This is a genomic window from Halobacteriovorax sp. JY17 (genome assembly GCF_002753895.1).
Classification (GTDB): Bacteria; Bdellovibrionota; Bacteriovoracia; order Bacteriovoracales; family Bacteriovoracaceae; genus Halobacteriovorax.
The window spans coordinates 55,454-77,522 of the sequence record NZ_NJER01000004.1 but is presented as its reverse complement, the minus strand read 5'-3'; the positions used below and the strand labels follow the sequence as shown (position 1 = coordinate 77,522).

The window sequence follows — 22,069 nt, the reverse complement described above, 5'->3', positions numbered from 1 at the left end:
ATTTATTTAATTAGAAACTTAGTCTTTTATACCAAACGTTCATACTCTCAATACTTCCGGAGATATTTGTATTATTTTTTAATGTTCCGGCATAAGAGTAATCACTTCTAGAAAATGTGATATTCATTCCAAATGACTTTGACCTAGCAATTGTGTAGGCAGTTTTAATACCCTCAACGCGCATTTTTAAATCCATTATAGACAAGAGCTTACTAGCAAGTCCCTTCCCTCTAAACTCAGGAAGTGTTGCGAAGTCCGTCATCTCTACATTCTGAGCATCAAAATCAATTTCACATGAAGAAACGGCAACAACTTTACTATCAACTTTTATCCCAAAGATTCTCACATTATTATCCATCGACTCTTCTACGTAAGTTTGATCGAAAATTGGAAAGGGGTAAGTAGTAAAAACTGATTTATAAACATTAATAATGCCTTTTACATCACTCTTAGAAAGCTCTTCGACCTTATAGTCTTGAGTTTCAATTGAAGATTCACTCTTCTTCTGTGTCGCGATCTCAACAACAGAATCAATCGATTCTCTATCAACTATCTTTCTTTTTTTATTTAAATATTTTGAAAAGAAGTAACCATCGCTCTTGCCGTTAAATAAATTTGGAACTTTTGCTTCGAGCTCGTAATCTTCTCCACCAAAGAACTTGGCAAATGGAGTTGAAACCTTCGCAAAAATTTTTCCGTATTTATTTGTCTTAGCAATTCGCTCTACATCACTCAAAGCTTCTCTAACATCGCAAGGACCTTGAAACTTCATTATGTAAAGCCGATCATTATACTTTCCATGCTGGGAGAGAGTTCCACTAACTTTCTCAAGCTGGTCATAGTTCATGATTTCACTCTTTGGTTAATTTGATTTTTTTTTACAAACGGGACAAGCAGTCTTTCTTTACTTTAAGACTTGCGCGCATTGATCCAAGAGATCTTTTAAAATTCATTAATTGAATTTCATTTTCAAGATCCTTTTCACGAAGAGTCTTTTCCTCTTCTGTTAAAATTTCCTTCTCAGGTAAATGAATGTCTTTGTTTTCTTTAAAATTTTCCATATAACCATACTAGCGGATAGTTGGCCTTTTCCGAAGCTTTCATCCGCCCTATTCGCTTTTACCGAACACACACCTTATAACGGTAACTTACTGGACACCAAAACAGCTTTCATAAATTCTATTATTTAATTCTAGGTTCTTCTTAGTTAATAATAAATCACAGGACTCATCACTTCTTAAAGAATCACCCAGTTCAATAATTCTTTCTTTTAAAAATACTTGAGTGAGTTTCTCATTTCCATATTCAATATATTGTTCGCTACCTTCATTAACCATCATATTCATTAGAACTCCTTTTTTTATCTCTTCTAAAACTATCTCTCATGACCTCAGACACTTCAATACGAGAAGTTATCAATTAGGTTAAGTCGAAGAGAACAATATCTATCTTTGATCTACTTCCATAATCCACTACTATAAAGAGAACAGGGAGGTTTCAATGTTTTTAAAAAGAGGAAGATTTAATAAAGAGCAAACCGTTAATAAATCAAAGCCAATTCTAATGACGCCCGAAGGAAAATCTTTTCAGGTAACTTATATGTCGGCCTTTATTTGGGAAGAGCTAGATGGTAAGACATCTATTTCTGATGTTTCTAAGAAAATAGAAAATACAAGTAAGATCAACAAACCAGAATTATCCAATATTGTAGAAAGTATAATTCTACAACTTAGAGATGTTGGACTTGTGAGCCAGATCAACTAATGAAACTAAAGCTACTTCTCCTTTTTCTATTACTATTTAGAAGTGGGCTAACTCTTGCGACCTGTACCATAAAGTATAAGAGTCACTTACGTGGAGGACCCTCAACAAGTTCATCAATAGTTTATTCTCTTCCAAAGTTCTCTCCGCTTCAAATAGTTGAGTCTCGTGACCAGTGGTTTAAAGTAAGAGGTTTTAAATTTGAGGGATGGATTTTTCATAGCCTTATTGATCAAAATCTCAACTGTATGACTTTAAAGGAAACAAGAGACCCTTATTGTGCCTTCAAAAAGAATCAAACCAATAGACCAATAGTCTATACTGAAGGATTTAAAGTTTTAAAAAAAGAAATCGGATGTAATCTAGTGATCGATAAATATGGAAAGAGGATGTGGCTTAGTAATACAAATATTTGGCCAGAGTCAGAGTCTATGAGAATAATTATAAACTAGGGTCATCTAGTGACCCTAGCAATTTCCCTTAGTACTTTACACCACAACCATACGGCTTAGTCTTCGATACTTTAACCTTCTCATTGGCCTTTATAGACTTCACAGTCTCTTTAACATAATTAGTTGCCGACTTTATATCACTCGTCGACGAACTAGGAATGCTATCAATTGCTCCATAATACTTAATGACATTATCCTTACCGACATAAACAATCTGCGGAGTAGTCTTAGCTTCAAAGAGTTGTCCCACTTTCCCATCCGTATCTAAAAGAAGGTAATCAGCTTTAGAGTTTTCTTCTCTTAATTTACTCTTAGCTACAGAGCTTGATTCAATATACCCCTGCTTTCCTTTATTAGAAGATGCAATTGAAACCCAAGTTCCACCTGTTTGTTCTTTAAAAAACTTTTGTGTTTCTTGCATATTATTTGAATCGTAGTGCTTCCTAACAAATGGGCACCCTTCGTTATACCACTCTAAAATTACAGGCTTTGGAAGCTTGTATAGCTCTACCATTTTTCCATCTTGTCCTTGTAATTTAAAGTTGATGGCAATATCTCCGGGAGAAATTGCAAATGAATTTACACAAATGAGAAATGAGATCAGGATCTTCTTCATACTTACTCCATAAAGATAGTTTGGAAAATTATACCCCAATTATCTAATTTGAATAAATAAGAAACGTTAGACAAACTCTAGTTATTTTATCAACTTGATACCCTCTTTAGAGATATCAATCTTCTTTTCTTTATAAAGCATTCCAATAGATCCCTTGAATGTCTTCTTACTCATATTCAGGTATCGCTTAATTTCTTCTGGAGAGCTCTTATCATTCAAATGACTTGATCCACCTTCTTGCTCTAAGAAGTTTAAAATAACGTCCTTTGAACCAATCATATTTTTAATGCCAAGAACTTGAAGAGACATGTCAACTAATCCATCATCTCTAATTTTTTTGACTACAGCTGAATATTCTTTACCTATTTGAATAGGCTGAAAAATTTCAGAGTCATAAATCATTCCAATAAATCTCTTATTTATTATAACTCTATAACCTAAGTCTGTTTTATTAGCAGGAACAATGACGGCCTCATCTCCTCTTTCAAAGTTAAACTCAGATTCAAGAATATATTTACCAAGCTTAGTTGTTCCAAAAACTCTATCCGTTTCTTCCTCAAGACATACACGAACAATATGATCTTCAAACTTTCTCACTTTAACTTTTTGTTCATTTCCAGGAACAAGTAGGTCTTTATCAATTCCCCAATCAAAGAAGGCCCCAAATTCTTGAACTTCTACTACTCGCATAATTGCATACTCACCAACGACAGCATGAGGAATTTGATCTGTAGCAATCAAGCTTCCAGATGTATCCAGGTAAACGAATACGTCTAATTCTTGATTCATTGAAATATTAACAGGACCAAGGTTTGGAGGCATGAAGACTTCATCAATAGAATCCAACTCCTTGAGATAATATCCCGAGCTAGACTCTCTACACACAACCAACTTATTTATTTGACCAATTTCAACCACTTTTCACTCCATTTTCCTCAACCTATGTTGTTTTTTTAGAAGAAGCAATGTAAATCATGGAAATTAGTAAAAACGATAGATGGCTAGAAATCTCTTAATATTCACATATCAAAGCCGAAAAGATAGATAAGCTATGAAAATTAAATATTTATTAATCATTCTCCTGAGTAGTGTCGCTTACTTTGTATCTGCGAGACTCTCTCTACAGCTTGCGATTCCTCCTGGATTTGCAAGTGCTGCTTGGCCCCCGGCCGGAATTGCTCTTGCGTGCATGCTCTACTTCAGAGGCTCCGCAGTTATTGGAGTACTCATTGGCTCCTTCTTCGCAAATCTATGGCCTCATTTATCTTTAGTCTCAGGAGAGAGTGTTCAGCGTCCAATTGTAATAGCATTCATAATAGGACTAGGAGCAGCTCTACAGACCTATATCACCTACAAAGCAGTTACTCATTTCGATAATAGTAAACTACGATTTGATAACTGGAGAGAAGTTGCTAAATTTCTATTCATTGCTGGCCCTCTAGGTTGTATGATTAATTCAACGATAGGAGTCTCCACACTCTTCTTCTCTGGAGTTATTTCCTTAGAGACTTTTTCTTTCTCATGGTTTACTTGGTGGATAGGCGATGCAATTGGAACAGTTGTCTTTACTCCTCTTATTCTTACAGTCTTTGAATCTAAAGATACTCTATGGAAAAGAAGACGCCTTAGCTTCACTGTTCCAATTCTCATTCTCTTCTCTCTTATTGTCATTTTCTTCTTAAACGCTAGAAAGTGGGAGTCTCAAAGACTGGAAAATAGACTTGAAAGTAAGTTTAACGTAATAGTCTCAACATTTAATAATCATACCCTTTATTACAAAGATACATTAAATTCCGTAGTCAGCTTCTTTAATAGCTCTGATGATATTAGCGAGAAAGACTTTAATAAATTTGTATCAAATATAATAAGAAAAGATTCTGGAATAAGAGCAATTTCTTGGAATAAGGTTGTTAAAAATAAGGACAGAGCAAAGTATATTTCTAGAATAAAAAAGTCTGGTTACAAGAATTTTTCAATTAATGAAAAAGGTGAGAATAACCAGCTTATCACGGCAAAGAAAAGACCTAGTCATGTTGTAGTCACTTATATTTATCCATTTGAAGGCAATGAGCTCGCTCACGGCCTAGACATATCATTCTCAAAAAGTAGAAAAGATTCACTAGATAAAGCATATAGTTCGATGAAAACCCATATCACTGATGACCTAGTACTTGTCCAAGATCGCTCCAGTAAAAAACCTTTTGGCTTTCTAACCCTATCTCCAGTTTCGCGCCCAAAGTCTTCTGATTCAGATGGATTTATTGTTGGAGTTTTTAACTACGACAAAATGCTCAATGAAATTCTTAACAATATTGATTTAGAAGGTCTTGAAATTTATCTTGTAAATGAAAATAACGATGTCATTTACACAAATGATATAAACTCTTTAAAGAAGAAAATCACATCAGAAGATATTAAAGATTTAAAATTAGAAAAAGGCTTCTTTTCAAAAAACTATAGTACTAAGTTTGAAAATAGAACTTGGGAGCTAGTCGTGAATCAGACAAATGCATACAATATTGAACACCAGACATGGTATGCGTGGTACGTTCTTGCCGGTGGATTATTTGTTTTAAGTATTATTGGTTGTTTTCTCCTAATCATAACTGGACGAGAAAGTACTCTTGAAGAAACCAAGAAAAAACTTGAAACGTCACAGATAGAATTAGAAAGATCTAATGAAGAACTAGAGATAAAAGTCGAAGAGAGAACAAGAAAACTAGTTCAAGCAAACGAAGTTAAATCTAACTTCTTAGCAAATATGAGTCACGAAATCCGAACACCTTTGAATGGAATTCTTGGAATATCTGCATTACTCTTTCAAAAAGTAGAGAAGAAAGAAAATATTGAGTATTTAAATATAATTAAGAAAAGTAGTGAAGACCTATTAAAAATCATTAATGATATCCTAGACTTTTCCAAAATAGAATCTGGCGGTATTGAAGTCGAATCACTCCCATTTGATCTTTATGAAGAAATTGAAGAAGTAAAAAAACTAATGTTCAATTCAAGTGTTGCTCAAAATAAGATAGAACTCTTTTGGCAAAATAAATTAGCAAGAGTTTATTCTTCAGATCGGATTCGAATTAGACAAATACTTTTAAACCTCATAGGGAATGCAAATAAATTTACAACAAAGGGAAAAGTTGAAATCATTGTAAAAGAAACTTCTAGCACTGAATATATTTCAAATATTCAAATTACAATTAAAGACGACGGGATAGGTATCCCGATAAGCTCACAAAGTAAAATTTTCAAATCATTCACCCAAGCAGATATATCTACAACAAGGCGCTTTGGAGGAACAGGTTTAGGACTTTCTATTAGTAAGGCACTCGCAGAAATTTTAAATGGTACTATTGATTTTATAAGCGAGGAAGGAAAAGGAACTTCCTTTATCTTTAATATTCCTATGGCGAAGTCGTCTAAAGAAGAATTGGACATTCTAGAAAAACGAACCCCTAACACAATCTCTTTAAATAAAAGTGCTCAAGGTATAAATATACTAGTTGCTGAAGATAATAAAATAAACCAAATCGTTATCACTAAAATGTTGTCTACAATTGGATTTACTGTCGATCTAGCTGAAAATGGACTAGAAGTCCTAGAAATGCTCAAGACTAAGAAGTATGACTTAATCTTAATGGATTGCCATATGCCTGAACTCGATGGTCTTGAGGCCACTAGAAGAGTTTTGGAAACGTATCGTGAAGATGCGCCTATTATTGTGGCAGTAAGTGCATCAGCGATGAAGGAAGAAATTCAAGCAAGCTATGATTCAGGAATGAGTGATTTCATCAGTAAACCAGTCAAGGTTGATGATTTTGTCAGAGTAATTAATAAGTACTTTAAAGATTAGAACTCTCTAAGTATTGCCTTATTTCTTTTAAGAATGAATCGCCATACTTTTCACACTTACTATTTCCGACCCCATTAACCATCAAGAATTCATCTTTTGATCTTGGTAGTATTTGGCACATATCATGGAGAGACTTATCTCCAAATACCATATAAGGGGCCAAACCATTCTCTGTTGCAATTTCCTTTCTTATTTTTCTAAGAGTTTCAAAGAGATCATTTCTCTCATGACTAGTTTGAACCACTTCAGGAGAAGCCCTAAGAGTAATCTTTCTCTTTTTCAAAAGAAATTCTTCATTTCCCTTTAAAAGCTCTTCACTCTTTTTCATAAGAGCTAAGGTACGATATTCCCAACTCTTTATAGTAATATATTTCATATTCAGTAGTTGTCTTATAATTAGGTTCCAGTGAGACTTCGTTTCACTTTTTCCAATTCCATAAACACTTAGCTCTTGATGCCCCCTCTCTTCGACTTTGGCATTCTTGCTTCCTCTAAGAACATCTACAATATAACCTGCTCCAAACTTCTGTCCTGTTCTATAAATAGTCGAAAGAACTTTTTGAGCATCGACTCGTCCATCCCATGTTTCTCCAGGGTGCAAACAAGTGTCACAATTATCACACTTAAGAGAGCTATCTTCTTCAAAGTATTGAAGTAAGAAATGTCGACGACACTTAGTCGTTTCACAAATTGAAAGCATAGAGTCCAGCTTTCCTCTAGCAACTTTCTTATAGTTTTCATGGGCCTCTGTTGTCTCAAGCATCTGCGAAAGCTTTATAACATCTTGAAGGCCGTAAACCATCCATGCATTTGCAGGAAGCCCATCTCGGCCAGCACGTCCCGTCTCTTGGTAATAGCTCTCAACACTTTTAGGAAGATCCAAGTGAGCAACAAAGCGAACATCAGGTCGATCAATCCCCATTCCAAAAGCAATGGTTGCGACTATGACAATATTTTCTTCATTACTAAAAACTTTCTGAGCATGATCTCTCTGCTCTCTAGTAAGTCCTGCATGATAAGCAAAAGATTGGTGTCCTCTCTCTCTGAGTTTCTTTGCCACTGATTCAACTTTCTTTCTCGAAAGGCAGTAAACAATCCCAGTATCACCTTTATGATTCTTGTTAATAAATTCATCTAATTGCTTAAGCTCATCCTCACGCTCCAGAATTGCGTACTTAATATTAGCTCGATCAAAAGAAGAAATAAAAGTCTTTGGAGCATTCATTCTAAGTTGATGAGAGATATCCACTCTTGTTTTCTCATCAGCCGTTGCTGTAAGTGCGAGGACTGGAGTCTCAGGAAAGAGGTCTTTTAATTCACCAAGACGAGTGTAATCTCTTCTAAACTCATGCCCCCACTGCGAAACACAGTGAGCTTCATCAATTGCAATTAAGCTAATATCTAGACTCTGTAAAAAAGTCGCTATTCCTCCAGAAAGAATTCCTTCGGGAGAAACATAAACTAGCTTTATATCTCCCTTTGATATTTTCTCTCTAGCTTCACTTCTCTCTTCATTACTTTGATTAGAGTTTAAAAAACAAGCAGCGACTCCGTTATTAGAAAGGTTTGCGACCTGATCAGTCATCAGAGAAATTAAAGGAGAAATCACGATAGTAATTCCCTCTAAGAATAGAGCAGGAACTTGAAAGCACATAGACTTTCCGCCACCAGTAGGCATTATGGCCAAGGTATCAACTCCATCAAGGATAGAGTTGATAATATTTAATTGCTCCAAACGGAAAGCTTGATGACCAAAAGTGTCTTTTAAAATAGAATGTAATTTCTCATTTCTCATTTCATGAGCGTATCAAAAAATTAAACTACCGACTATTATAAATTCCCCATTCGATTAGCATTAAAGTCTTCGACGGCTTGCACTAGCTCTTCTTTTGTATTCATAACAAATGGGCCATAGGAAGCGACTGGCTCTTCAATAGGGACCCCACTGAATATTAAGAGCTTAGAACCTTTCTTCGCCCTTAAAGAATACTTATCCCCATCTTTCTCTATTGCTAGTGCTTGCTCTTTAACGTAATTCTCATTTGAAATTTCAACTTCTCCGTCAAGAATAAGAACAAGTGTTGTCATCTTTTCTAAACAAAAGTATTCAAATTCACTATTTTTAGAAAAGTTCACTTCAAAAACATTGATTGGAGAATAGGTTGAGCAAGCTCCCTCATGGTCTTTATATAAACCTGCAATAACTTTTACTTCATGTCCGTCTTCACTGACTCTATCAAATTCTTCACTCTTTATACTTTGATACTTTGGTTCACTCATCTTAAACTCAGAAGCCAAATTCACCCAGAGTTGAACCATTGAAAAGACACCACCTTCTCTAGTAAACTTATCCGAATGAAATTCGTCATGAACAACTCCAGATGCAGCGGTCATCCATTGAACGTCTCCAGGAAAAATAACTCCTCCACCTCCACTAGAGTCTCTGTGTTCAACCTCTCCCTCAATGGCAAAGGTAACTGTCTCAAATCCTCTATGCGGATGTACTCCTACTCCTCTTCTCTCCTCAGATGGTTCAAACATCATAGGAGAGGCGTAATCCAGCATAAGAAAAGGATTTGTATATTTATAGAGGGAAGATCCCGGACTCCACAGCGAACTTACATAGAACCCATTTCCAACCCAATGTTTTCTGCTATTTTTTAAAACTTTAGTCACTCGTGTGTTTTCCATACTTACCTCTTTCTACGCAATTATTTTACAACTAATTTAAAATCAAGATTTACGTCATTATGAATGGCCTTATCCCCTAGGTTCTTAAAGAAGTTTCCTGAACCATAAATCATATCAAACTTTGTTCTATCAAAAGTTAGAGTTCCAACATAGGCTCCATCCTTTTTCTTGTAATTAAACTCAACAGGATTAGATTTACTTTTAATTTTTAAAGTTCCTAGAATTTTTGAACCTGTATCTTTATTTACAACAAGTACTGCCTCTGGATATTTTTCAACATCAAAGAAGTCTCCACTCTTAATATGAGTTAGAAACTTTGTCGCCCACTCTCCAGAAAGATCAGTTACAGTTAGTGTATTTAAATCTATAGTAAGTTTTCCTGATGTAATCACTCCCTTCTCACTTAATTCAATCGTTCCTTTCTTAAGCTTTAATTTTCCTGTATGCTCACCAGTCACCTTTGTTCCCTTCCAAGTAAATTCACTTTTAGACAAATCTACATCTGCTGCGAATGAAGTTAGAGATAGAATTGCAACTGCACTTATTAGTAATTTCTTCATAAATAATCTCCTTTTTGATTATGTTTTTCCTATTATCGACCAAGAAACAAAGTTGCAAAAGGAGACACAATCGAGATATACTGTTCCATAAAAGGAACAATATGGACTTAAATCTCTTAAAAACATTCTCTAAGGTATCGGAATTAGGAAGTTTCACTAAGGCTGCCGAATCGCTAAAACAACCAAAATCTAGAGTTAGTCGAGCGATCTCAAGGCTTGAAGAAGAGATTGGTGTTCAACTTATTAGAAGAACAACACGTCAAATTGCTCTCACCACAGAGGGTCGAGAGTTCTATCTAAGTATTAGAGAGCAAATATTAAAGTTAGAACAAGAAGTAGAGCTCATTAACGATACAAAGAAAGAGATCAGCGGAGTTTTACGAATCACTGCCCCTGAGGATTTAGGGCAATCAATTCTTCTAGATATTATTGCAAAATACAATGACCTCTATCCCAATGTTGAAGTGCAGACAATTCTCACTGGGGACTTTCTAGACTTAACCAAAGATAATATTGATTTAGCTTTTCGAGTTGGAAAACTTGAGGATTCAAACTTAATTCAAAGATCGTTTAAAGATGTTCATTTTATTGCTATTGCCTCAAGAGAGTACGTTCAAAGATTTGGTATTCCTAAATGCTTAAAAGATTTAAAGAATCATAAATTATTAACTTTTAGAAATTTTGATTTTAATACAATCGAAGATAAAGCAGATGAAGATATTGATTTTAAATATAGAATTAACACTAGTAGTATTCCTATGCTACTAAGCATGGCCCTCAATGGTAGTGGAATTACAATTGTTCCAAGCTTCTACTGTGAAGAGTATGTTAGAACCGGTAGGCTTATTCATATTTTCCCGAAATGGAAGGGTCCTCAGCACACAATTAGAATTCTTTATACAGCAACAAGTAATTTGTCTAAGAGAACAAGGGCGTTCCTAGACTTAGTGAACGATTTTCAATAGAGTCATATTATGAAATTAATTTACGTCCTGACATTCTTCACTCTTCTATCCTCTTGCTCTTCTAAAGACTGGAGATCAGCTTCCAGAGAGAGTGCAGGTATTGCCGTCAAGGCCGAAGACCAGAAAGAAGATATTTTTCAAGTCTACTATGCTCGCGCCTTCTCATGGAGGGGATATCTTGGTGTTCACCCTTGGGTTGCTTGGAAGCTCTCTCATGAAAAGAAGTACTCTGTAGCTCAGGTTACTTCCTGGAATATTAGAAGATCGGGATCAGCAATCTCAGTTGAAAATGATCTTCCAGACAGAAAGTGGTTTGATAACGAGCCGACAATTCTCTATGAAGTAAAAGGAGAGAGAGCGAGAAAAATTATTGCTCAGACAAAGAAGATTATTAAAGATTACCCACATAAGAAAGTTTATCGTTTATGGCCTGGTCCAAATTCTAATACATTTGTCTCACATATTATAAGAAGTATTGATGAACTCCCACTAGAGCTACCGGCCAATGCCGTAGGAAAAGACTACTTAGAAGGAAGCGACATACTTTCCGAAAGTCCAAGTAATAAAGGATTTCAATTTTCACTTTATGGCCTATTTGGAATAACTATGGGAGTAGAGGAAGGCCTTGAAATGAATATCCTAGGCCTAAGTTTTGGACTCGACCTTTGGACCCCTGCTCTGAAACTCCCTTTTGTAGGAAGACTTGGATTTCAAGATAAATCAATCACTGATGGACAGTAAGTATTTTTCCACTATCTGTAGAAATATAAAGCTCTCCATCAATTCCCGTTCTTACCTGACGAATCCTTTCATTTAAATTAGTAAGTAGTTTCTCTTCTTCTATTACCTTACCATTCTTTAATCTTACTCGGTGTAAATGAGTGGAGCCTAGACTTGCTAAGAAGAAGTCCCCTTTCCATTTCGGATTTTTATTGCCAGTGTATCTCGTCATACCTGACGGCGAAATGCTAGGAGTCCAATAGATTATTGGCTGCTCCATTCCTTTTTTCTTCTCTTCTCCAATACCTGGCCCCCAATATTCTTTGCCGTAGGTGATAACTGGCCAACCGTAATTAAGTCCTTTCTTAATGAGGTTTAATTCATCTCCTCCTCGGGGACCAAATTCGCAACTATATAAAGTCTTAGTCTCCTCATCATAGAAAATTCCTTGAGGGTTTCTATGGCCAAAACTCCAGATCTCAGGCAGAGCATTCTTCGTATTAACAAATGGATTATCTGCAAGAGGTTTTCCCTCTAGTGTGAGCCTCAGTATTTTGCCATTGTGATAGTCTAACTTCTGAGCATAATCCCTCTCTCCTCTATCTCCAATTGTCATAAAGAGAGTCTCTCCAACAAAGGCCAACCTAGAACCAAAGTGTCTTCCTGTACTACTATGTATTTTAGATTCAAAGAGAGTCTCATGTTGAGAGAGCTTACCACTTGCATACTTCGCACGCCCAAGAGCAGTAACGACAGTTCCCTTAACTTTCTTTGCAAAGGTATAATAGACATAAGGGACTTTATTAACTACTTGGTACTTAATATCGAGTAGGCCACCTTGACCAGTAACGGTAACTTTGGGAGAATTTAACGTTACAACTTTCTTTGTCTCCAAGTCATATTTAATGATTGCACCATCTTTTAAATTCGCAACAATTGTCTTTGAGTCAGTAAAATCAAATCCCCAGATTATGTCTTTAACTTTCAAAATTTCTTTAGTAGTGACTTTTGCTTGAATACTAAACATAAAAATAAATGATAAAATAAAGACTGACTTCATACCTATTCCTTAATGAACCTATTTAAGTATTTATAAATGATCATTCCACTAATCATACTTACAAAGAATAATAACATATCAGAGTTCATTGAGGCCAAATTAACTATCGCTGGTCCTGGACAAATACCTGCCATTCCCCAGCCAACACCAAATAACACAGAACCAGTAAGTAATCTCCAATCAATATCGTTGCGAGTTGGTAGGTGAAAAACTCCATTAAATATTGGCTTCTCTTTTTTTACAAATTTGAATACTACCAAGTTAACACTAATTGCTCCTAGCATTACAAAAACAAGCGAGTAATCCCATTCTCCAAAAATATCTAGAAAACCAATAACTTTGGCAGGATTCACCATTTCTGAAATAATGAGTCCTACTGAAAACAATACCCCTGAAAGAAGTGAAATGAAATAAACGACCATTAGAGTACTCCTTTTAAAGCAACCGTTAAGACTCCTGTTGAAATAAATATTAGTGTTGCAAGTATACTTCGTCTGGAAAGCCTGGAAATACCACAGACTCCATGCCCAGAAGTACAACCACTTCCAAGCCTAGTTCCAAGCCCTACAAGGAATCCACCAAGAATAATTTCAGTCTTAGAAAGATCGAGGGCTACTTCGTAATCTTTAGGAGATATTATTAAAAATAGAATGCTACCTACAACGAGTCCTAGAAGAAAGAAGTACTTCCAAAAATCTTCTTTTACAGGCCTAGAAATTGTTTGAGCTAAAATCGAGCTGATTCCTGATATTCTACCAACTCCTATTAGCAATAAAGAGCTCGCTGTTCCAATTATGATACCTCCTAAAAGTGGGGCAAAGATATTATTCATAACGTATTTTCCTTTTTTAGATTAATTCTATTTCCATTCAATAAAGGACTCACATCCCCTCCATTAATATTTACTTGTAAACTCTGATTTAAAAGTTTTGGTTCATTTAGATCTTTATCTCTCTTATCACGCTTAGTAACAAACTCATCAAGCGCAGTTCTATGAGTTATTTGAATATTATTCAACATTTGCTCCTCTACACTACTCTTGAACTTAACTTCACGTCCACCTGCCGCATAATCATGCCCTACATAAATCTTAATTTCTTTTGGAAGGCTATAAACTTTATCTTTAATAGAGTTGTACATTGCTAATGAACTTCCATTTGGAAAGTCGCAACGTCCTGTCCCTGAATCAGGAAGAAACAATAAATCACCGGTAAATAAACTATCACCAATCAGATATGATACACACGATGGAGTATGTCCAGGTGTCGCTAAAACTTTGATACTCAAGCCTTCAAGTTCTAGAATATCTTCATCATTTAAGTATTTATCATATGGACTTTCATTATAAGTTGGAAACTTACTTGAAAAATGCTCTCTTACTTCAAGAGCTCCAGCACCTATAGCAGTAATACTTCCAGGCAAGGATTCTTTAAGCACACTTGCACCAGTGATGTGATCTGCGTGTATATGAGTATCAAGAATATAAGAAATCTTTAACCCCTTTGAATTTATAAAATCCAAAACCTTTTCAATTGATTCATAACTAATATTTTCAGTATCTTGCTCGTAGTCTAGAACAGGATCAATCACAACACCTTTATAGCTAGTTTCATTAAATACTATATAAGTGAAAGTAGCTGTTAGCTCGTCATAAAACTCTTGAATTTGAACAGTCATACATTCCCCTTGACCAATAATGATGTCTTCTTAATATTAAAATAACAAAGTTTAGTTGCAATATCTTTGATCTAGATCAAATAAAGAGGTCCAATGCTTTACAAGGAAATTCAATCACTTTCAAAGAACTCAGTCATCAAGACATTCAAAAAAGGCAATTTAATCTACTCCCAAGATGAAGTTCCTGAAAATATTTATATTATTAAGACTGGTCTTGTAGGACTATTCCATAATTCAGAAAATGGCAAAGAAGTCTTCTTAAGAGTTTTTAGTGAAGGCTCTTTATTTGGACATCGGTCGTATTTTGCCAAATCCCCCTACCATGCAAATACAATAGCACTAAGTAATTCAGAGGTAATGATTATCCCTCATGAGGAATGTAGTAGGATCTGTGAGCTCAGGCCAGATCTTTTGATGCAAGTAGTTCAAGGACTTGCTAGTGACTTAGGACATGCAGAATTAAGATTAGCAGGGCTTCAAGACAAGAGCGTAGCAAGAAGAGTTTGTGAGGCGCTTGTATTCTTAAAATTGAAGTATCCAGAGCAAGTGTGGAAAAGAAAAGAAATTGCCGACTTTTCTGTAACAACCTTTGAGTCTGTTGCGAGAGTAATGACACAACTATCCGAAGCTGGAATCATCATAAAAGACGGCAGAGACTTTATAATTAATGACGTGGAAAAATTATTAAGCTTTAATACTTGATTAAAATCAAAGTAAGTATTTATTTAACTCCGTATAATCAATTATAAGGAGTTAATATGACGTATACCTTAGCACTACTTTCTGGACTAATGCTTGGAACTCTCGGCGGCGGTGGCTCCATTTTAATAGTTCCTATTCTTATTTATCTAGCCAAAATAGAACCAAAGCTAGCAATTGCCTTAAGTTTAGCAATAGTATTTTTTGCAAGTAGTACTGCTGTTCTAGCAAATCTAAAATCAAAGACTATAAATTTTAAAATTGCTTTATTCTTTATCCCTTTCTCACTTACAGGAACACTCTTGGGTGCATATCTTTCGAAATACTTAAGTTCGACAATACAGCTCTTAATTTTTGCAGCAATTATGCTTGCGGTAGCGATAACTATGCTAAAAAAATCCAAAGAGACCACAAGTGCTCATTTTTCAATATTATCATTCGGAATAAAAGCAAGCTTTGTAGGTCTATTAACAGGAGTCATAGGTGTCGGAGGAGGATTCTTAATTGTTCCTACGCTCAATCTTATTGCTAAACAAAGTATCAAGGTATCAATATCAACATCGTTACTCATAATTGCTTTAAACTCGCTTGGAGGATTCTTACAATATGTAAACGTATTAAATATTCCATGGGAATTTCTAATTCCTTTTACTCTTCTAACGTCGCTTGGATCTCTAGTAGGAAGCATTCTTTCTAACAAATCTAAACCAGAAAGTCTAAAGAAGTACTTCTCTTACTTTTTATTTCTAATGAGTTTCTTTATTATTATAAAGGAGCTGCTCTTAGCATAATATTACGTGGACTTAATGAACGATCAAAGATCTCTTCGATCTGAATACTTAGACCATTCTCTAAGAGGTACTGGGCCCTATCTAAAATTACGTAGACCTCAATTAAGCGACCTAGAAGAAGGCGTATTGTATCAGCTAGATAGTGCCTCCAAACCTTTTCATAAGACTTGGAGAAAAAGTCCTCTACTTCATCTCTACCGAGGTCTTTTAAAATCTCTTCGTGATCAAATTTACGACAATAGTCATAGAATGACCCTTGGTAGTCTCTGGGTATAGCGTTACCAATACTAGAAAATTTCTTCTCTCCGTGAGAGTGTAAAATGTAGTGAAGAGTATAGCGAAATCTTTTCTGATGGTGCCTTTTCTGGATAGTTTCTTCTTCTACAATTGCTCCACAACGTGATGCGAGATGAAGCGCATTGTTTGTAAAGTGAATCCCATTTGCTTGGCAATACTTTGATACGTTTTGAAAATTAATAATCTTATGATAACAACAGCCAATATTAATGATATTTCTAATGTTATTTCTTAAACCAAATTTTAAGACGTTAGTTGATAAGTCGCCGCAACTATGTAATCCAATAAGCAGAGCTTTATCCTTAGAGAAGTTAACATCTAAAGAAGTTTTCTCATCAAACTTCTTGTGTATAAATCTTAAAGATTCTTTAGACTCTAAAGGCCAGAATTCTCGCTTACCTCTCCCTAAGTCAAGTAGCTTTTCATCCATATCAACACATAGTGCTTTCTTCTCACTATCAATGATAAGTGAGCAACTTAAGTTTCCAACTCCTCCACCGATATCTATAATAGACTCAATATCCTTAACCTTATCGCAAACACTTTTAAGTTTTTCTATCTCATGAATCTTCTTAGGGCGTAATTTCTTTTTTAGAACTTGAGGCATAGAGGTCTTCTTCCCAGAGAATGTATCTACTTTTGATAAAGATCTAATACTCTTTAGAAAGATTTTAAAATTCACATCCTCAACGAGATCTTCATGAGGAAACGACTCAAGTCTTGCAATATCTTTAAAGGACCAGTTCATTAATTCATCGATCCATGGAGTTATCTCTTCAGGATATGAGGTCGGATACTTTCGTATAAACTCTTTACGATGCAAGAATTCATACTGCTTTAAAAAGGTTGCTAATTTTTTTAATTTTGATTGAAGCTCTATAGTCATTTCTTGAATCTGTTAATGTAAGTACACTTCTGGCAGAGCTCTTCAACCAGTCTTCCATTCTGGAATCCTTTTCTCATCGCTTCAGTTCTCTCATTAACCAATATTTTTGAGAGCTCTTCTTCCTTACAATTCCCTAAATTGATTATCGCTTCTTTATCCAGACAGCATGGAACAACGACTCCATTGGCATGAATTCCGATATGACTAAGAACTCCATTACAACGTCCTTGTTCTCCTTGAATCTCTCCATCCAAAGACGGCCATTCAAATCGAGAATCAAAGTGAAGATAGAGTTTATTCCAAACACGCTTAGACTTAATTGCACCTACTTCAATATTTCTATTAATTGAAATTTGAAAAAACTTCTCTACGTATTCAAATATATCGCTATTGTCTTCGTCACTTGAGTCCTGATTCCACATTCTAAAATTAATGTACATCTCTGGTCTAAGTGCCGCTGCTTTTTGAACAAATTTTAAAATTGGAAGTAAGTAATCATCTAGTTTCTTATGGGGAAAATTGTCTTTAAACGCCTGAAGAGAGAAGTTCACTTGTCTAATAACATTAGAACTTAATAAGAGCTCTTCATATCTCTTTAACAAGAGCCCATTAGTTGTGAGCTGGATCTTTGTTTTATACTTATCTGTAATTTTTAAAATCTCTTCGAAATTAGGATGGGCCAGAGGCTCTCCCATAAGATGCAAACAAATCTCTTCTGCCAGTGGCGCAGCTTCTGACACTATTTTTTCAAATTCTAAAAGAGACATTATTTCTTTATCGCGCTCTACAACTGGACAGAAAGAACACTGAACATTGCAGATATTAGAAATTTCTATATAAATTCTCTTTAACATACCCCCATTCATAACACGATTTAACTCACTGGAAAATCATTTATAACAAATTGACTATAATGTACTGAGCATTGATCCATTTCGCTGCTTAAGGTAGATTAAATTATCAATTAAACGAATTTAGGAACATAAATGGCAGAATTAGCTTACACAAATGAAGATGGAGACTCAGTAAAAACGAGCCAATTCTTAAAAAATAGAGGATCTTGCTGTAAGACCGCCTGTCTACACTGTCCCTATAATTTCACCCTAACGAGACATGGCCTAGAGTTCAAAGAGCTAGAGATTAGCTCCTTGCTAACGGCGCAAGCTATTATTGATGAGAATTCTCCCAAAGAAGAAAATACCGTAAGTGCCTCTCTCCTCGCCTCTGCCTTTGGAGGTGCTAAGAAGAAAGATATCATTTCAAAATATCAGTTAGGAAACTACAGATTTGTTCAGCTAAAAGGCTTCACTTGCGGTGTGGTTAAAGTTGGAAGTCTAGGAGTAAGTGCTCTCTACTTAAAAGAGCACTTTAAAGATCAAGGCCTCGATCTTGATATAGTGGCCAGCTACTATAACGTTTAAGGAATTAGTGTTGAGATAAGTCCAATCAATGCTCCAAAGACACCACCCCACACAACGAGCCAACCAAGGTGCTCTTTAATCATAGTCTGAATAATCTCTTTTACCATTTGTGGTGTAAGCTCATTTAAGCGTCCATCTACCATAGCTTCAATATTATCGGAGATCGATGAACTTCCCTCTCCACTGCGAGTAAGGTTTGAAATGAATTGATCGTCTTTAATTATATCCGAAATAATTTCTCTAAACTTCAATTCAAATTGAGGCTTTAATGGCTCTAGTGCAGCAGGCCCACCAAACATTCCAAGCATTCCACCAAAAGGTGATTCTAAAATAGCTTCCTTTAATTTATTAAAAATCTTATCGAAATCAATTGTCTGCATAATGGTTTCTTCTTCAATTTTAATTAAGCTCCCTGAATTAGAACTCATAAACTTTTCAAAATTTTCTTTGGTAAAGAATTGATTCATTATCATTGATCTAATTGCAACTTTGAATTCTTGAAATCTCTCTGTAATAATCCCAGAACCGTAGAGCCCAGGAACCTTCTCAAATAACATATGTATTGCGAGCCAATTTGTAATGGCGCCAGAGAAAGAATAGAGTCCCATTGTTTTGATAACATCAGAATAAACCGGAGATATAAACCCTAGTCCAATTAGTAATAGTGATAATAGATTTGTCAGTAAACTCTTATTCATTGTGTCCTCAAATATTTATAAAATATTGATTATAGGTAGTATTTATAAGACTGGCCACTCTAACTAACCTAGTAAAATCATAGATATACTGCCTTTAGTAATAGGTCAATTGTACCGATAAGAAATAGAGAAAAGGGAGAAGTCATGGGTAAATACTTTAAGTATTTTCATATATTTTTATTTATAAGCAACGTCTATGCAATGCCATTATCAGATAAAGAAGCTGCTCAGGATATAGATTCAGCGGGGTACTTTGATAAACTCCAAGAAGACCAACCCTTCTTTAAAAATCAATGCCAATTTCTAATTCCTTTTGATAGAACAAAGTCCTTTAAGGCCGCTAGAAAATTATTAGAAGAGGTAGAAGTTGCTAAAAATGAACTTCGCTTATTAGATCAATACTTAGACCCAAAGAATGAAGACTTTGAACTCGCCAGAAGAAAGAACGAATACCTCCAAGAAGAAGAGAATTTAAAAGCACTCTCCTGTCGTCCTGATGGACCTTTTAAAATGGCACTTCGAACACATGATAATATAGAAAATATTCTCAAGGTACTTAAAGAATTTAAGTCAGATTACCATATCGGAATGATTGATGATTATTATATAAATCCTTTCAAAGAGTCCTACTCTCACTATATGGATTATAAGAAGTCAGTAGATTCACAGCGAGCAAGAGCGAAGAGAGAAAGGCCTGTGGCAAAAGCAAGATTAGAGAAGGCCCTAAACTCTAAAGAATATAAAGAACTTACCAAGAGATATACTGAAAAAGAATTGAAGAGAATTAGAGAAAAAGAAATTTCTAAGCCTCCTAGAAATTACGTAATGGTCTTTGAGGGAACTGGAGGCTATTCGCCAAAGAAAGCAAAGAAGCTTAAACTTCTCCACGCTCAATCACAGTACCGAGAAGATAGTGAGTACAAGAAAAAAGCTAGTGATTATCTCTCCGATGATAAGCACCATGAAGATAAAGTGTACTTACTCAAAACCGGAGATAATACGTGGCCTGGAATGATTTATGGACCTCTTACTAATATTGTAACAGAAATTGATAGTGATAAAAATAGTGGAACCCTTACTAATTGGAACTACTATGATTCAGAAAGTCAGGGGAAGGGAAGAAATCGGGCCGAAGAATGTTTAGAAGAATATCAAGATTTTCATAAACACGTTTACGGCGAAGGTAGCTCTCCTACGATTACAATAATTGGCCATAGTAGTGGTGGTTTTTCCGCTCTTAAGATGGCAAATAGAGTGTCAAAGAAATATCCTAAAGCAAGTATTAAACTCGTCACTATTGATCCAGTTATCCCAATGGAGATAGCTGCCGTAGATGGATTAAATAGAATCGTAAATCCTTTGTCCAGAGGCCGAATTGGAGATCACTCAAAGTATGGTATTTTCAAAGTACTTGGAAAAAATATTGAGTCTATAAACTTCTATCAAAATCAAGATCAAGTTGGAATAACAGAAAAAGTTCCTGTCCCTATTCTCGGATCAAAAGTAGAAGGGTCTAAGAATCACTATATCGATTTTCCTAAAGGCTCTTTCAACGCAAAGAAAGCTCATGGAGCAATCACTTATGATAAGAGAGTTATGAAAATGGTCGATGACTTAATTAGTCCCTAACAGAACCTGTTAGGGAGAATTCTAAAAAGTGCAATAGATCGCTCTTGTCTGAATCAGTCATGCGAATAATCTGCCCTGAAATTAGAGGGTGAGCAGCTTCTTTCTTTTTAAAAATCATATAGCGATTTGTTTCGATAAATAATCTTTCAGGATAATTCTTATCTAGAAACTCATCTAACCAATCACTTGAGTAATTATCTATTCCCTTAATACCACTTCTATAGTGTTCAATAACATCACTTAATGTTTTATAAGCTCCCGAATGAAAATAAGGAGCCGTTAGAGCAATATTTCGAAGAGGAGGTATTCTAAATTGATACTTGTCCATTTCATTATTTGTAATGAGAAAACGTCCCTCATCATTGTGTTTAATATCTTTCCCTGGTCCAGTTTGAGGAGAAGCAACTCCTGCAAATGCAAAACCTCCAAGAAGATCTCCATTATGGCAACGAATGCAAAGCCCACCTTCAAAGAATACTAAGGCCCCTCTCTTCTCCTTTGCACTTAATGCTGAATTATTTCCTCGTAGGTAATTATCCCAAGGAGTATCGTAGACAGCAAACCGATGCTCTTGAAAGTGAGCAAGAGCATTTCCAAAATGCCCTATATTTACTTCTTCAACATTAGGAAAGGCCTTTTTGAAGAGTTCAGAATATTCTTTAATTTTTAAAAGTCTTCCCATGATAAGATTCCATGCTTCTTCATCAGACTGAGCATTGGCAATCTCATTACTTCCCTTTTGTCCCCTCATTTCTTCATGGGAGAGAATTGGAAAAAGGGCCTGCGCTGCGAGAGCACTTCCTAGGGCCTCTGTGATATCCCATCTTTCAGGGTAGTCACCATTTAAAACTTCAGAAGGTGTTGTATACTCATCCCATCCTTGTCGGTACTGAACTCTTCCATCCCAAAAAAGTGAGATCATATCTTTGTGACCTAAATTATAAAGAGGGGGGGAATTTCTCGGAATAACCTGCATAGAACTTGTTGCGAATCTCTTATGAGCAACTCCCACTCCTCCTTCACCAATAGAAAGAGGCAGACCATCTCCAGTTCCAAACTTAGAGTCGTGACAAGTTGAACAGCTAATATTTCTATTTCCCGAAATCTCTTTTTCAAAGAAGAGCTTCTCGCCTAGGAGATACTTAACTTCATTTAAATTATTCGGTTTCGAAATTGCTTTCATTTGAAAGCTTTTGATATAGGTACTTAGATTAGAGTCAAGACTTGCCCAAGCTTCCATAGAAATAAGAATAGATATCTGAACTAGAATTAATTTTAAAAGCATGA

The 22,069-nt window shown here is 35.5% G+C and carries 25 protein-coding genes; 9 read left to right on the top strand and 16 right to left on the bottom strand.

Features of this window, described 5'->3' with window-relative positions; genetic code table 11:
• Window positions 1–10: 10 nt before the first annotated feature.
• From ablB to CES88_RS15670, 3 genes are all read right to left on the bottom strand, one after another.
• Window positions 11–847: a putative beta-lysine N-acetyltransferase gene (gene ablB / locus CES88_RS15680; RefSeq protein ID WP_290736608.1), complete on the bottom strand. Its 837-nt coding sequence runs from the start codon at window positions 845–847 to the stop codon at window positions 11–13.
• A gap of 31 nt (window positions 848–878) precedes the next feature.
• Window positions 879–1,061: a hypothetical protein gene (locus CES88_RS15675; protein WP_290736605.1), complete on the bottom strand. Its 183-nt coding sequence runs from the start codon at window positions 1,059–1,061 to the stop codon at window positions 879–881.
• 87 nt (window positions 1,062–1,148) lie between these two features.
• On the bottom strand, window positions 1,149–1,346 hold the full coding sequence (locus tag CES88_RS15670) for a hypothetical protein (RefSeq protein ID WP_290736601.1): 198 nt from the start codon (window positions 1,344–1,346) through the stop codon (window positions 1,149–1,151).
• A 154-nt stretch (window positions 1,347–1,500) separates the two neighbouring features.
• Here CES88_RS15670 and CES88_RS15665 point away from each other — a divergent pair, with 154 nt between their 5' ends.
• Window positions 1,501–1,764: a PqqD family protein gene (locus tag CES88_RS15665; protein ID WP_290736599.1), complete on the top strand. Its 264-nt coding sequence runs from the start codon at window positions 1,501–1,503 to the stop codon at window positions 1,762–1,764.
• Complete coding sequence (locus CES88_RS15660) at window positions 1,764–2,213, top strand: SH3 domain-containing protein (protein WP_290736597.1); 450 nt, start codon at window positions 1,764–1,766, stop codon at window positions 2,211–2,213. Before CES88_RS15665 ends, CES88_RS15660 begins: the two co-directional genes overlap by 1 nt.
• Window positions 2,214–2,241: 28 nt before the next feature.
• Here CES88_RS15660 and CES88_RS15655 read toward each other — a convergent pair whose 3' ends face one another.
• A complete protein-coding gene (locus CES88_RS15655; RefSeq protein WP_290736594.1) occupies window positions 2,242–2,829 on the bottom strand; it encodes a redoxin domain-containing protein in 588 nt (195 codons plus the stop codon).
• Between the two features lie 81 nt (window positions 2,830–2,910).
• The gene (locus tag CES88_RS15650) at window positions 2,911–3,747 is read right to left on the bottom strand and encodes a S1-like domain-containing RNA-binding protein (RefSeq protein WP_290736591.1); all 837 of its coding nucleotides are present in this window, start codon (window positions 3,745–3,747) and stop codon (window positions 2,911–2,913) included.
• A 133-nt stretch (window positions 3,748–3,880) separates the two neighbouring features.
• Here CES88_RS15650 and CES88_RS15645 point away from each other — a divergent pair, with 133 nt between their 5' ends.
• A complete protein-coding gene (locus CES88_RS15645) occupies window positions 3,881–6,688 on the top strand; it encodes a CHASE domain-containing protein (RefSeq protein WP_290736588.1) in 2,808 nt (935 codons plus the stop codon).
• Here CES88_RS15645 and recQ read toward each other — a convergent pair.
• Genes recQ through CES88_RS15630 form a run of 3 tightly spaced genes read right to left on the bottom strand, consistent with a single transcriptional unit; the run spans window position 6,678 to window position 9,939 of the window.
• The gene (recQ, locus tag CES88_RS15640) at window positions 6,678–8,483 is read right to left on the bottom strand and encodes a DNA helicase RecQ (RefSeq protein ID WP_290736585.1); all 1,806 of its coding nucleotides are present in this window, start codon (window positions 8,481–8,483) and stop codon (window positions 6,678–6,680) included. The genes CES88_RS15645 and recQ overlap by 11 nt on opposite strands.
• Before the next feature lie 35 nt (window positions 8,484–8,518).
• Window positions 8,519–9,379: a pirin family protein gene (locus CES88_RS15635; RefSeq protein WP_290736582.1), complete on the bottom strand. Its 861-nt coding sequence runs from the start codon at window positions 9,377–9,379 to the stop codon at window positions 8,519–8,521.
• A gap of 20 nt (window positions 9,380–9,399) precedes the next feature.
• A complete protein-coding gene (locus CES88_RS15630; protein ID WP_290736580.1) occupies window positions 9,400–9,939 on the bottom strand; it encodes a YceI family protein in 540 nt (179 codons plus the stop codon).
• 101 nt (window positions 9,940–10,040) lie between these two features.
• On the opposite strand from CES88_RS15630, the gene CES88_RS15625 reads away from it, so the two are divergent.
• Both CES88_RS15625 and CES88_RS15620 read left to right on the top strand, forming a co-directional pair.
• Entirely contained in the window at window positions 10,041–10,904 is an 864-nt protein-coding gene (locus tag CES88_RS15625; protein WP_290736577.1) for a LysR family transcriptional regulator, read from the top strand.
• A gap of 9 nt (window positions 10,905–10,913) precedes the next feature.
• Window positions 10,914–11,645 (top strand): DUF3750 domain-containing protein, encoded by a 732-nt coding sequence (locus CES88_RS15620; protein WP_290736574.1) that lies wholly within the window; start codon window positions 10,914–10,916, stop codon window positions 11,643–11,645.
• Here CES88_RS15620 and CES88_RS15615 read toward each other — a convergent pair.
• The 4 genes from CES88_RS15615 to CES88_RS15600 are packed head-to-tail and all read right to left on the bottom strand — an operon-like array spanning window position 11,629 to window position 14,361.
• Window positions 11,629–12,684 (bottom strand): PQQ-dependent sugar dehydrogenase, encoded by a 1,056-nt coding sequence (locus CES88_RS15615; protein WP_290736571.1) that lies wholly within the window; start codon window positions 12,682–12,684, stop codon window positions 11,629–11,631. The two genes, CES88_RS15620 and CES88_RS15615, sit on opposite strands and share 17 nt — an antisense overlap.
• Before the next feature lie 2 nt (window positions 12,685–12,686).
• Window positions 12,687–13,106 carry a DUF6691 family protein gene (locus tag CES88_RS15610; RefSeq protein ID WP_290736568.1) on the bottom strand — a complete coding sequence of 140 codons (420 nt, stop codon included), beginning with the start codon at window positions 13,104–13,106 and terminating at the stop codon, window positions 12,687–12,689.
• Entirely contained in the window at window positions 13,106–13,516 is a 411-nt protein-coding gene (locus tag CES88_RS15605; protein ID WP_290736565.1) for a YeeE/YedE family protein, read from the bottom strand. The genes CES88_RS15610 and CES88_RS15605 overlap by 1 nt, the downstream gene beginning before the upstream one ends.
• A complete protein-coding gene (locus CES88_RS15600) occupies window positions 13,513–14,361 on the bottom strand; it encodes an MBL fold metallo-hydrolase (RefSeq protein WP_290736562.1) in 849 nt (282 codons plus the stop codon). The genes CES88_RS15605 and CES88_RS15600 overlap by 4 nt, the downstream gene beginning before the upstream one ends.
• A gap of 93 nt (window positions 14,362–14,454) precedes the next feature.
• On the opposite strand from CES88_RS15600, the gene CES88_RS15595 reads away from it, so the two are divergent.
• Window positions 14,455–15,063, top strand: coding sequence for a Crp/Fnr family transcriptional regulator (locus CES88_RS15595; protein WP_290736559.1), 609 nt, complete (start codon window positions 14,455–14,457; stop codon window positions 15,061–15,063).
• 56 nt (window positions 15,064–15,119) lie between these two features.
• Entirely contained in the window at window positions 15,120–15,851 is a 732-nt protein-coding gene (locus CES88_RS15590; RefSeq protein WP_290736556.1) for a sulfite exporter TauE/SafE family protein, read from the top strand.
• On the opposite strand, the gene CES88_RS15585 is transcribed toward CES88_RS15590, so the two are convergent.
• A complete protein-coding gene (locus tag CES88_RS15585; RefSeq protein ID WP_290736553.1) occupies window positions 15,826–17,034 on the bottom strand; it encodes a methyltransferase in 1,209 nt (402 codons plus the stop codon). The two genes, CES88_RS15590 and CES88_RS15585, sit on opposite strands and share 26 nt — an antisense overlap.
• Window positions 17,031–17,888: a radical SAM protein gene (locus tag CES88_RS15580; protein WP_290736550.1), complete on the bottom strand. Its 858-nt coding sequence runs from the start codon at window positions 17,886–17,888 to the stop codon at window positions 17,031–17,033. Before CES88_RS15580 ends, CES88_RS15585 begins: the two co-directional genes overlap by 4 nt.
• A gap of 132 nt (window positions 17,889–18,020) precedes the next feature.
• Between CES88_RS15580 and CES88_RS15575 the strand changes: the two genes are divergently transcribed.
• Window positions 18,021–18,455, top strand: coding sequence for a DUF5522 domain-containing protein (locus CES88_RS15575; RefSeq protein WP_290736547.1), 435 nt, complete (start codon window positions 18,021–18,023; stop codon window positions 18,453–18,455).
• Here CES88_RS15575 and CES88_RS15570 read toward each other — a convergent pair.
• Window positions 18,452–19,153 (bottom strand): DUF445 domain-containing protein, encoded by a 702-nt coding sequence (locus CES88_RS15570; RefSeq protein ID WP_290736544.1) that lies wholly within the window; start codon window positions 19,151–19,153, stop codon window positions 18,452–18,454. The genes CES88_RS15575 and CES88_RS15570 overlap by 4 nt on opposite strands.
• Before the next feature lie 144 nt (window positions 19,154–19,297).
• Between CES88_RS15570 and CES88_RS15565 the strand changes: the two genes are divergently transcribed.
• Entirely contained in the window at window positions 19,298–20,782 is a 1,485-nt protein-coding gene (locus tag CES88_RS15565; protein ID WP_290736541.1) for a hypothetical protein, read from the top strand.
• Here the strand turns inward: CES88_RS15565 and CES88_RS15560 are convergent.
• Window positions 20,772–22,067 carry a cytochrome c peroxidase gene (locus tag CES88_RS15560; RefSeq protein ID WP_290736538.1) on the bottom strand — a complete coding sequence of 432 codons (1,296 nt, stop codon included), beginning with the start codon at window positions 22,065–22,067 and terminating at the stop codon, window positions 20,772–20,774. The two genes, CES88_RS15565 and CES88_RS15560, sit on opposite strands and share 11 nt — an antisense overlap.
• Window positions 22,068–22,069 lie beyond the last annotated feature (2 nt).

What these genes read in the sequence shown, in the direction of transcription:
- CES88_RS15610 (WP_290736568.1), bottom strand. Translation starts at nt 13,106, where the DNA reads ATGGTCGTTTATTTCATTTCACTTCTTTCAGGGGTATTGTTTTCAGTA.
- CES88_RS15630 (WP_290736580.1), bottom strand. Translation starts at nt 9,939, where the DNA reads ATGAAGAAATTACTAATAAGTGCAGTTGCAATTCTATCTCTAACTTCA.
- CES88_RS15595 (WP_290736559.1), top strand. Translation starts at nt 14,455, where the DNA reads ATGCTTTACAAGGAAATTCAATCACTTTCAAAGAACTCAGTCATCAAG.
- CES88_RS15575 (WP_290736547.1), top strand. Translation starts at nt 18,021, where the DNA reads ATGGCAGAATTAGCTTACACAAATGAAGATGGAGACTCAGTAAAAACG.
- CES88_RS15590 (WP_290736556.1), top strand. Translation starts at nt 15,120, where the DNA reads ATGACGTATACCTTAGCACTACTTTCTGGACTAATGCTTGGAACTCTC.
- CES88_RS15580 (WP_290736550.1), bottom strand. Translation starts at nt 17,888, where the DNA reads ATGTTAAAGAGAATTTATATAGAAATTTCTAATATCTGCAATGTTCAG.
- CES88_RS15600 (WP_290736562.1), bottom strand. Translation starts at nt 14,361, where the DNA reads ATGACTGTTCAAATTCAAGAGTTTTATGACGAGCTAACAGCTACTTTC.
- CES88_RS15615 (WP_290736571.1), bottom strand. Translation starts at nt 12,684, where the DNA reads ATGAAGTCAGTCTTTATTTTATCATTTATTTTTATGTTTAGTATTCAA.
- ablB (WP_290736608.1), bottom strand. Translation starts at nt 847, where the DNA reads ATGAACTATGACCAGCTTGAGAAAGTTAGTGGAACTCTCTCCCAGCAT.
- CES88_RS15570 (WP_290736544.1), bottom strand. Translation starts at nt 19,153, where the DNA reads ATGAATAAGAGTTTACTGACAAATCTATTATCACTATTACTAATTGGA.
- CES88_RS15660 (WP_290736597.1), top strand. Translation starts at nt 1,764, where the DNA reads ATGAAACTAAAGCTACTTCTCCTTTTTCTATTACTATTTAGAAGTGGG.
- CES88_RS15635 (WP_290736582.1), bottom strand. Translation starts at nt 9,379, where the DNA reads ATGGAAAACACACGAGTGACTAAAGTTTTAAAAAATAGCAGAAAACAT.
- CES88_RS15655 (WP_290736594.1), bottom strand. Translation starts at nt 2,829, where the DNA reads ATGAAGAAGATCCTGATCTCATTTCTCATTTGTGTAAATTCATTTGCA.
- CES88_RS15645 (WP_290736588.1), top strand. Translation starts at nt 3,881, where the DNA reads ATGAAAATTAAATATTTATTAATCATTCTCCTGAGTAGTGTCGCTTAC.
- CES88_RS15585 (WP_290736553.1), bottom strand. Translation starts at nt 17,034, where the DNA reads ATGACTATAGAGCTTCAATCAAAATTAAAAAAATTAGCAACCTTTTTA.
- CES88_RS15560 (WP_290736538.1), bottom strand. Translation starts at nt 22,067, where the DNA reads ATGCTTTTAAAATTAATTCTAGTTCAGATATCTATTCTTATTTCTATG.
- CES88_RS15605 (WP_290736565.1), bottom strand. Translation starts at nt 13,516, where the DNA reads ATGAATAATATCTTTGCCCCACTTTTAGGAGGTATCATAATTGGAACA.
- CES88_RS15670 (WP_290736601.1), bottom strand. Translation starts at nt 1,346, where the DNA reads ATGAATATGATGGTTAATGAAGGTAGCGAACAATATATTGAATATGGA.
- CES88_RS15625 (WP_290736577.1), top strand. Translation starts at nt 10,041, where the DNA reads ATGGACTTAAATCTCTTAAAAACATTCTCTAAGGTATCGGAATTAGGA.
- CES88_RS15675 (WP_290736605.1), bottom strand. Translation starts at nt 1,061, where the DNA reads ATGGAAAATTTTAAAGAAAACAAAGACATTCATTTACCTGAGAAGGAA.
- recQ (WP_290736585.1), bottom strand. Translation starts at nt 8,483, where the DNA reads ATGAGAAATGAGAAATTACATTCTATTTTAAAAGACACTTTTGGTCAT.
- CES88_RS15620 (WP_290736574.1), top strand. Translation starts at nt 10,914, where the DNA reads ATGAAATTAATTTACGTCCTGACATTCTTCACTCTTCTATCCTCTTGC.
- CES88_RS15665 (WP_290736599.1), top strand. Translation starts at nt 1,501, where the DNA reads ATGTTTTTAAAAAGAGGAAGATTTAATAAAGAGCAAACCGTTAATAAA.
- CES88_RS15565 (WP_290736541.1), top strand. Translation starts at nt 19,298, where the DNA reads ATGGGTAAATACTTTAAGTATTTTCATATATTTTTATTTATAAGCAAC.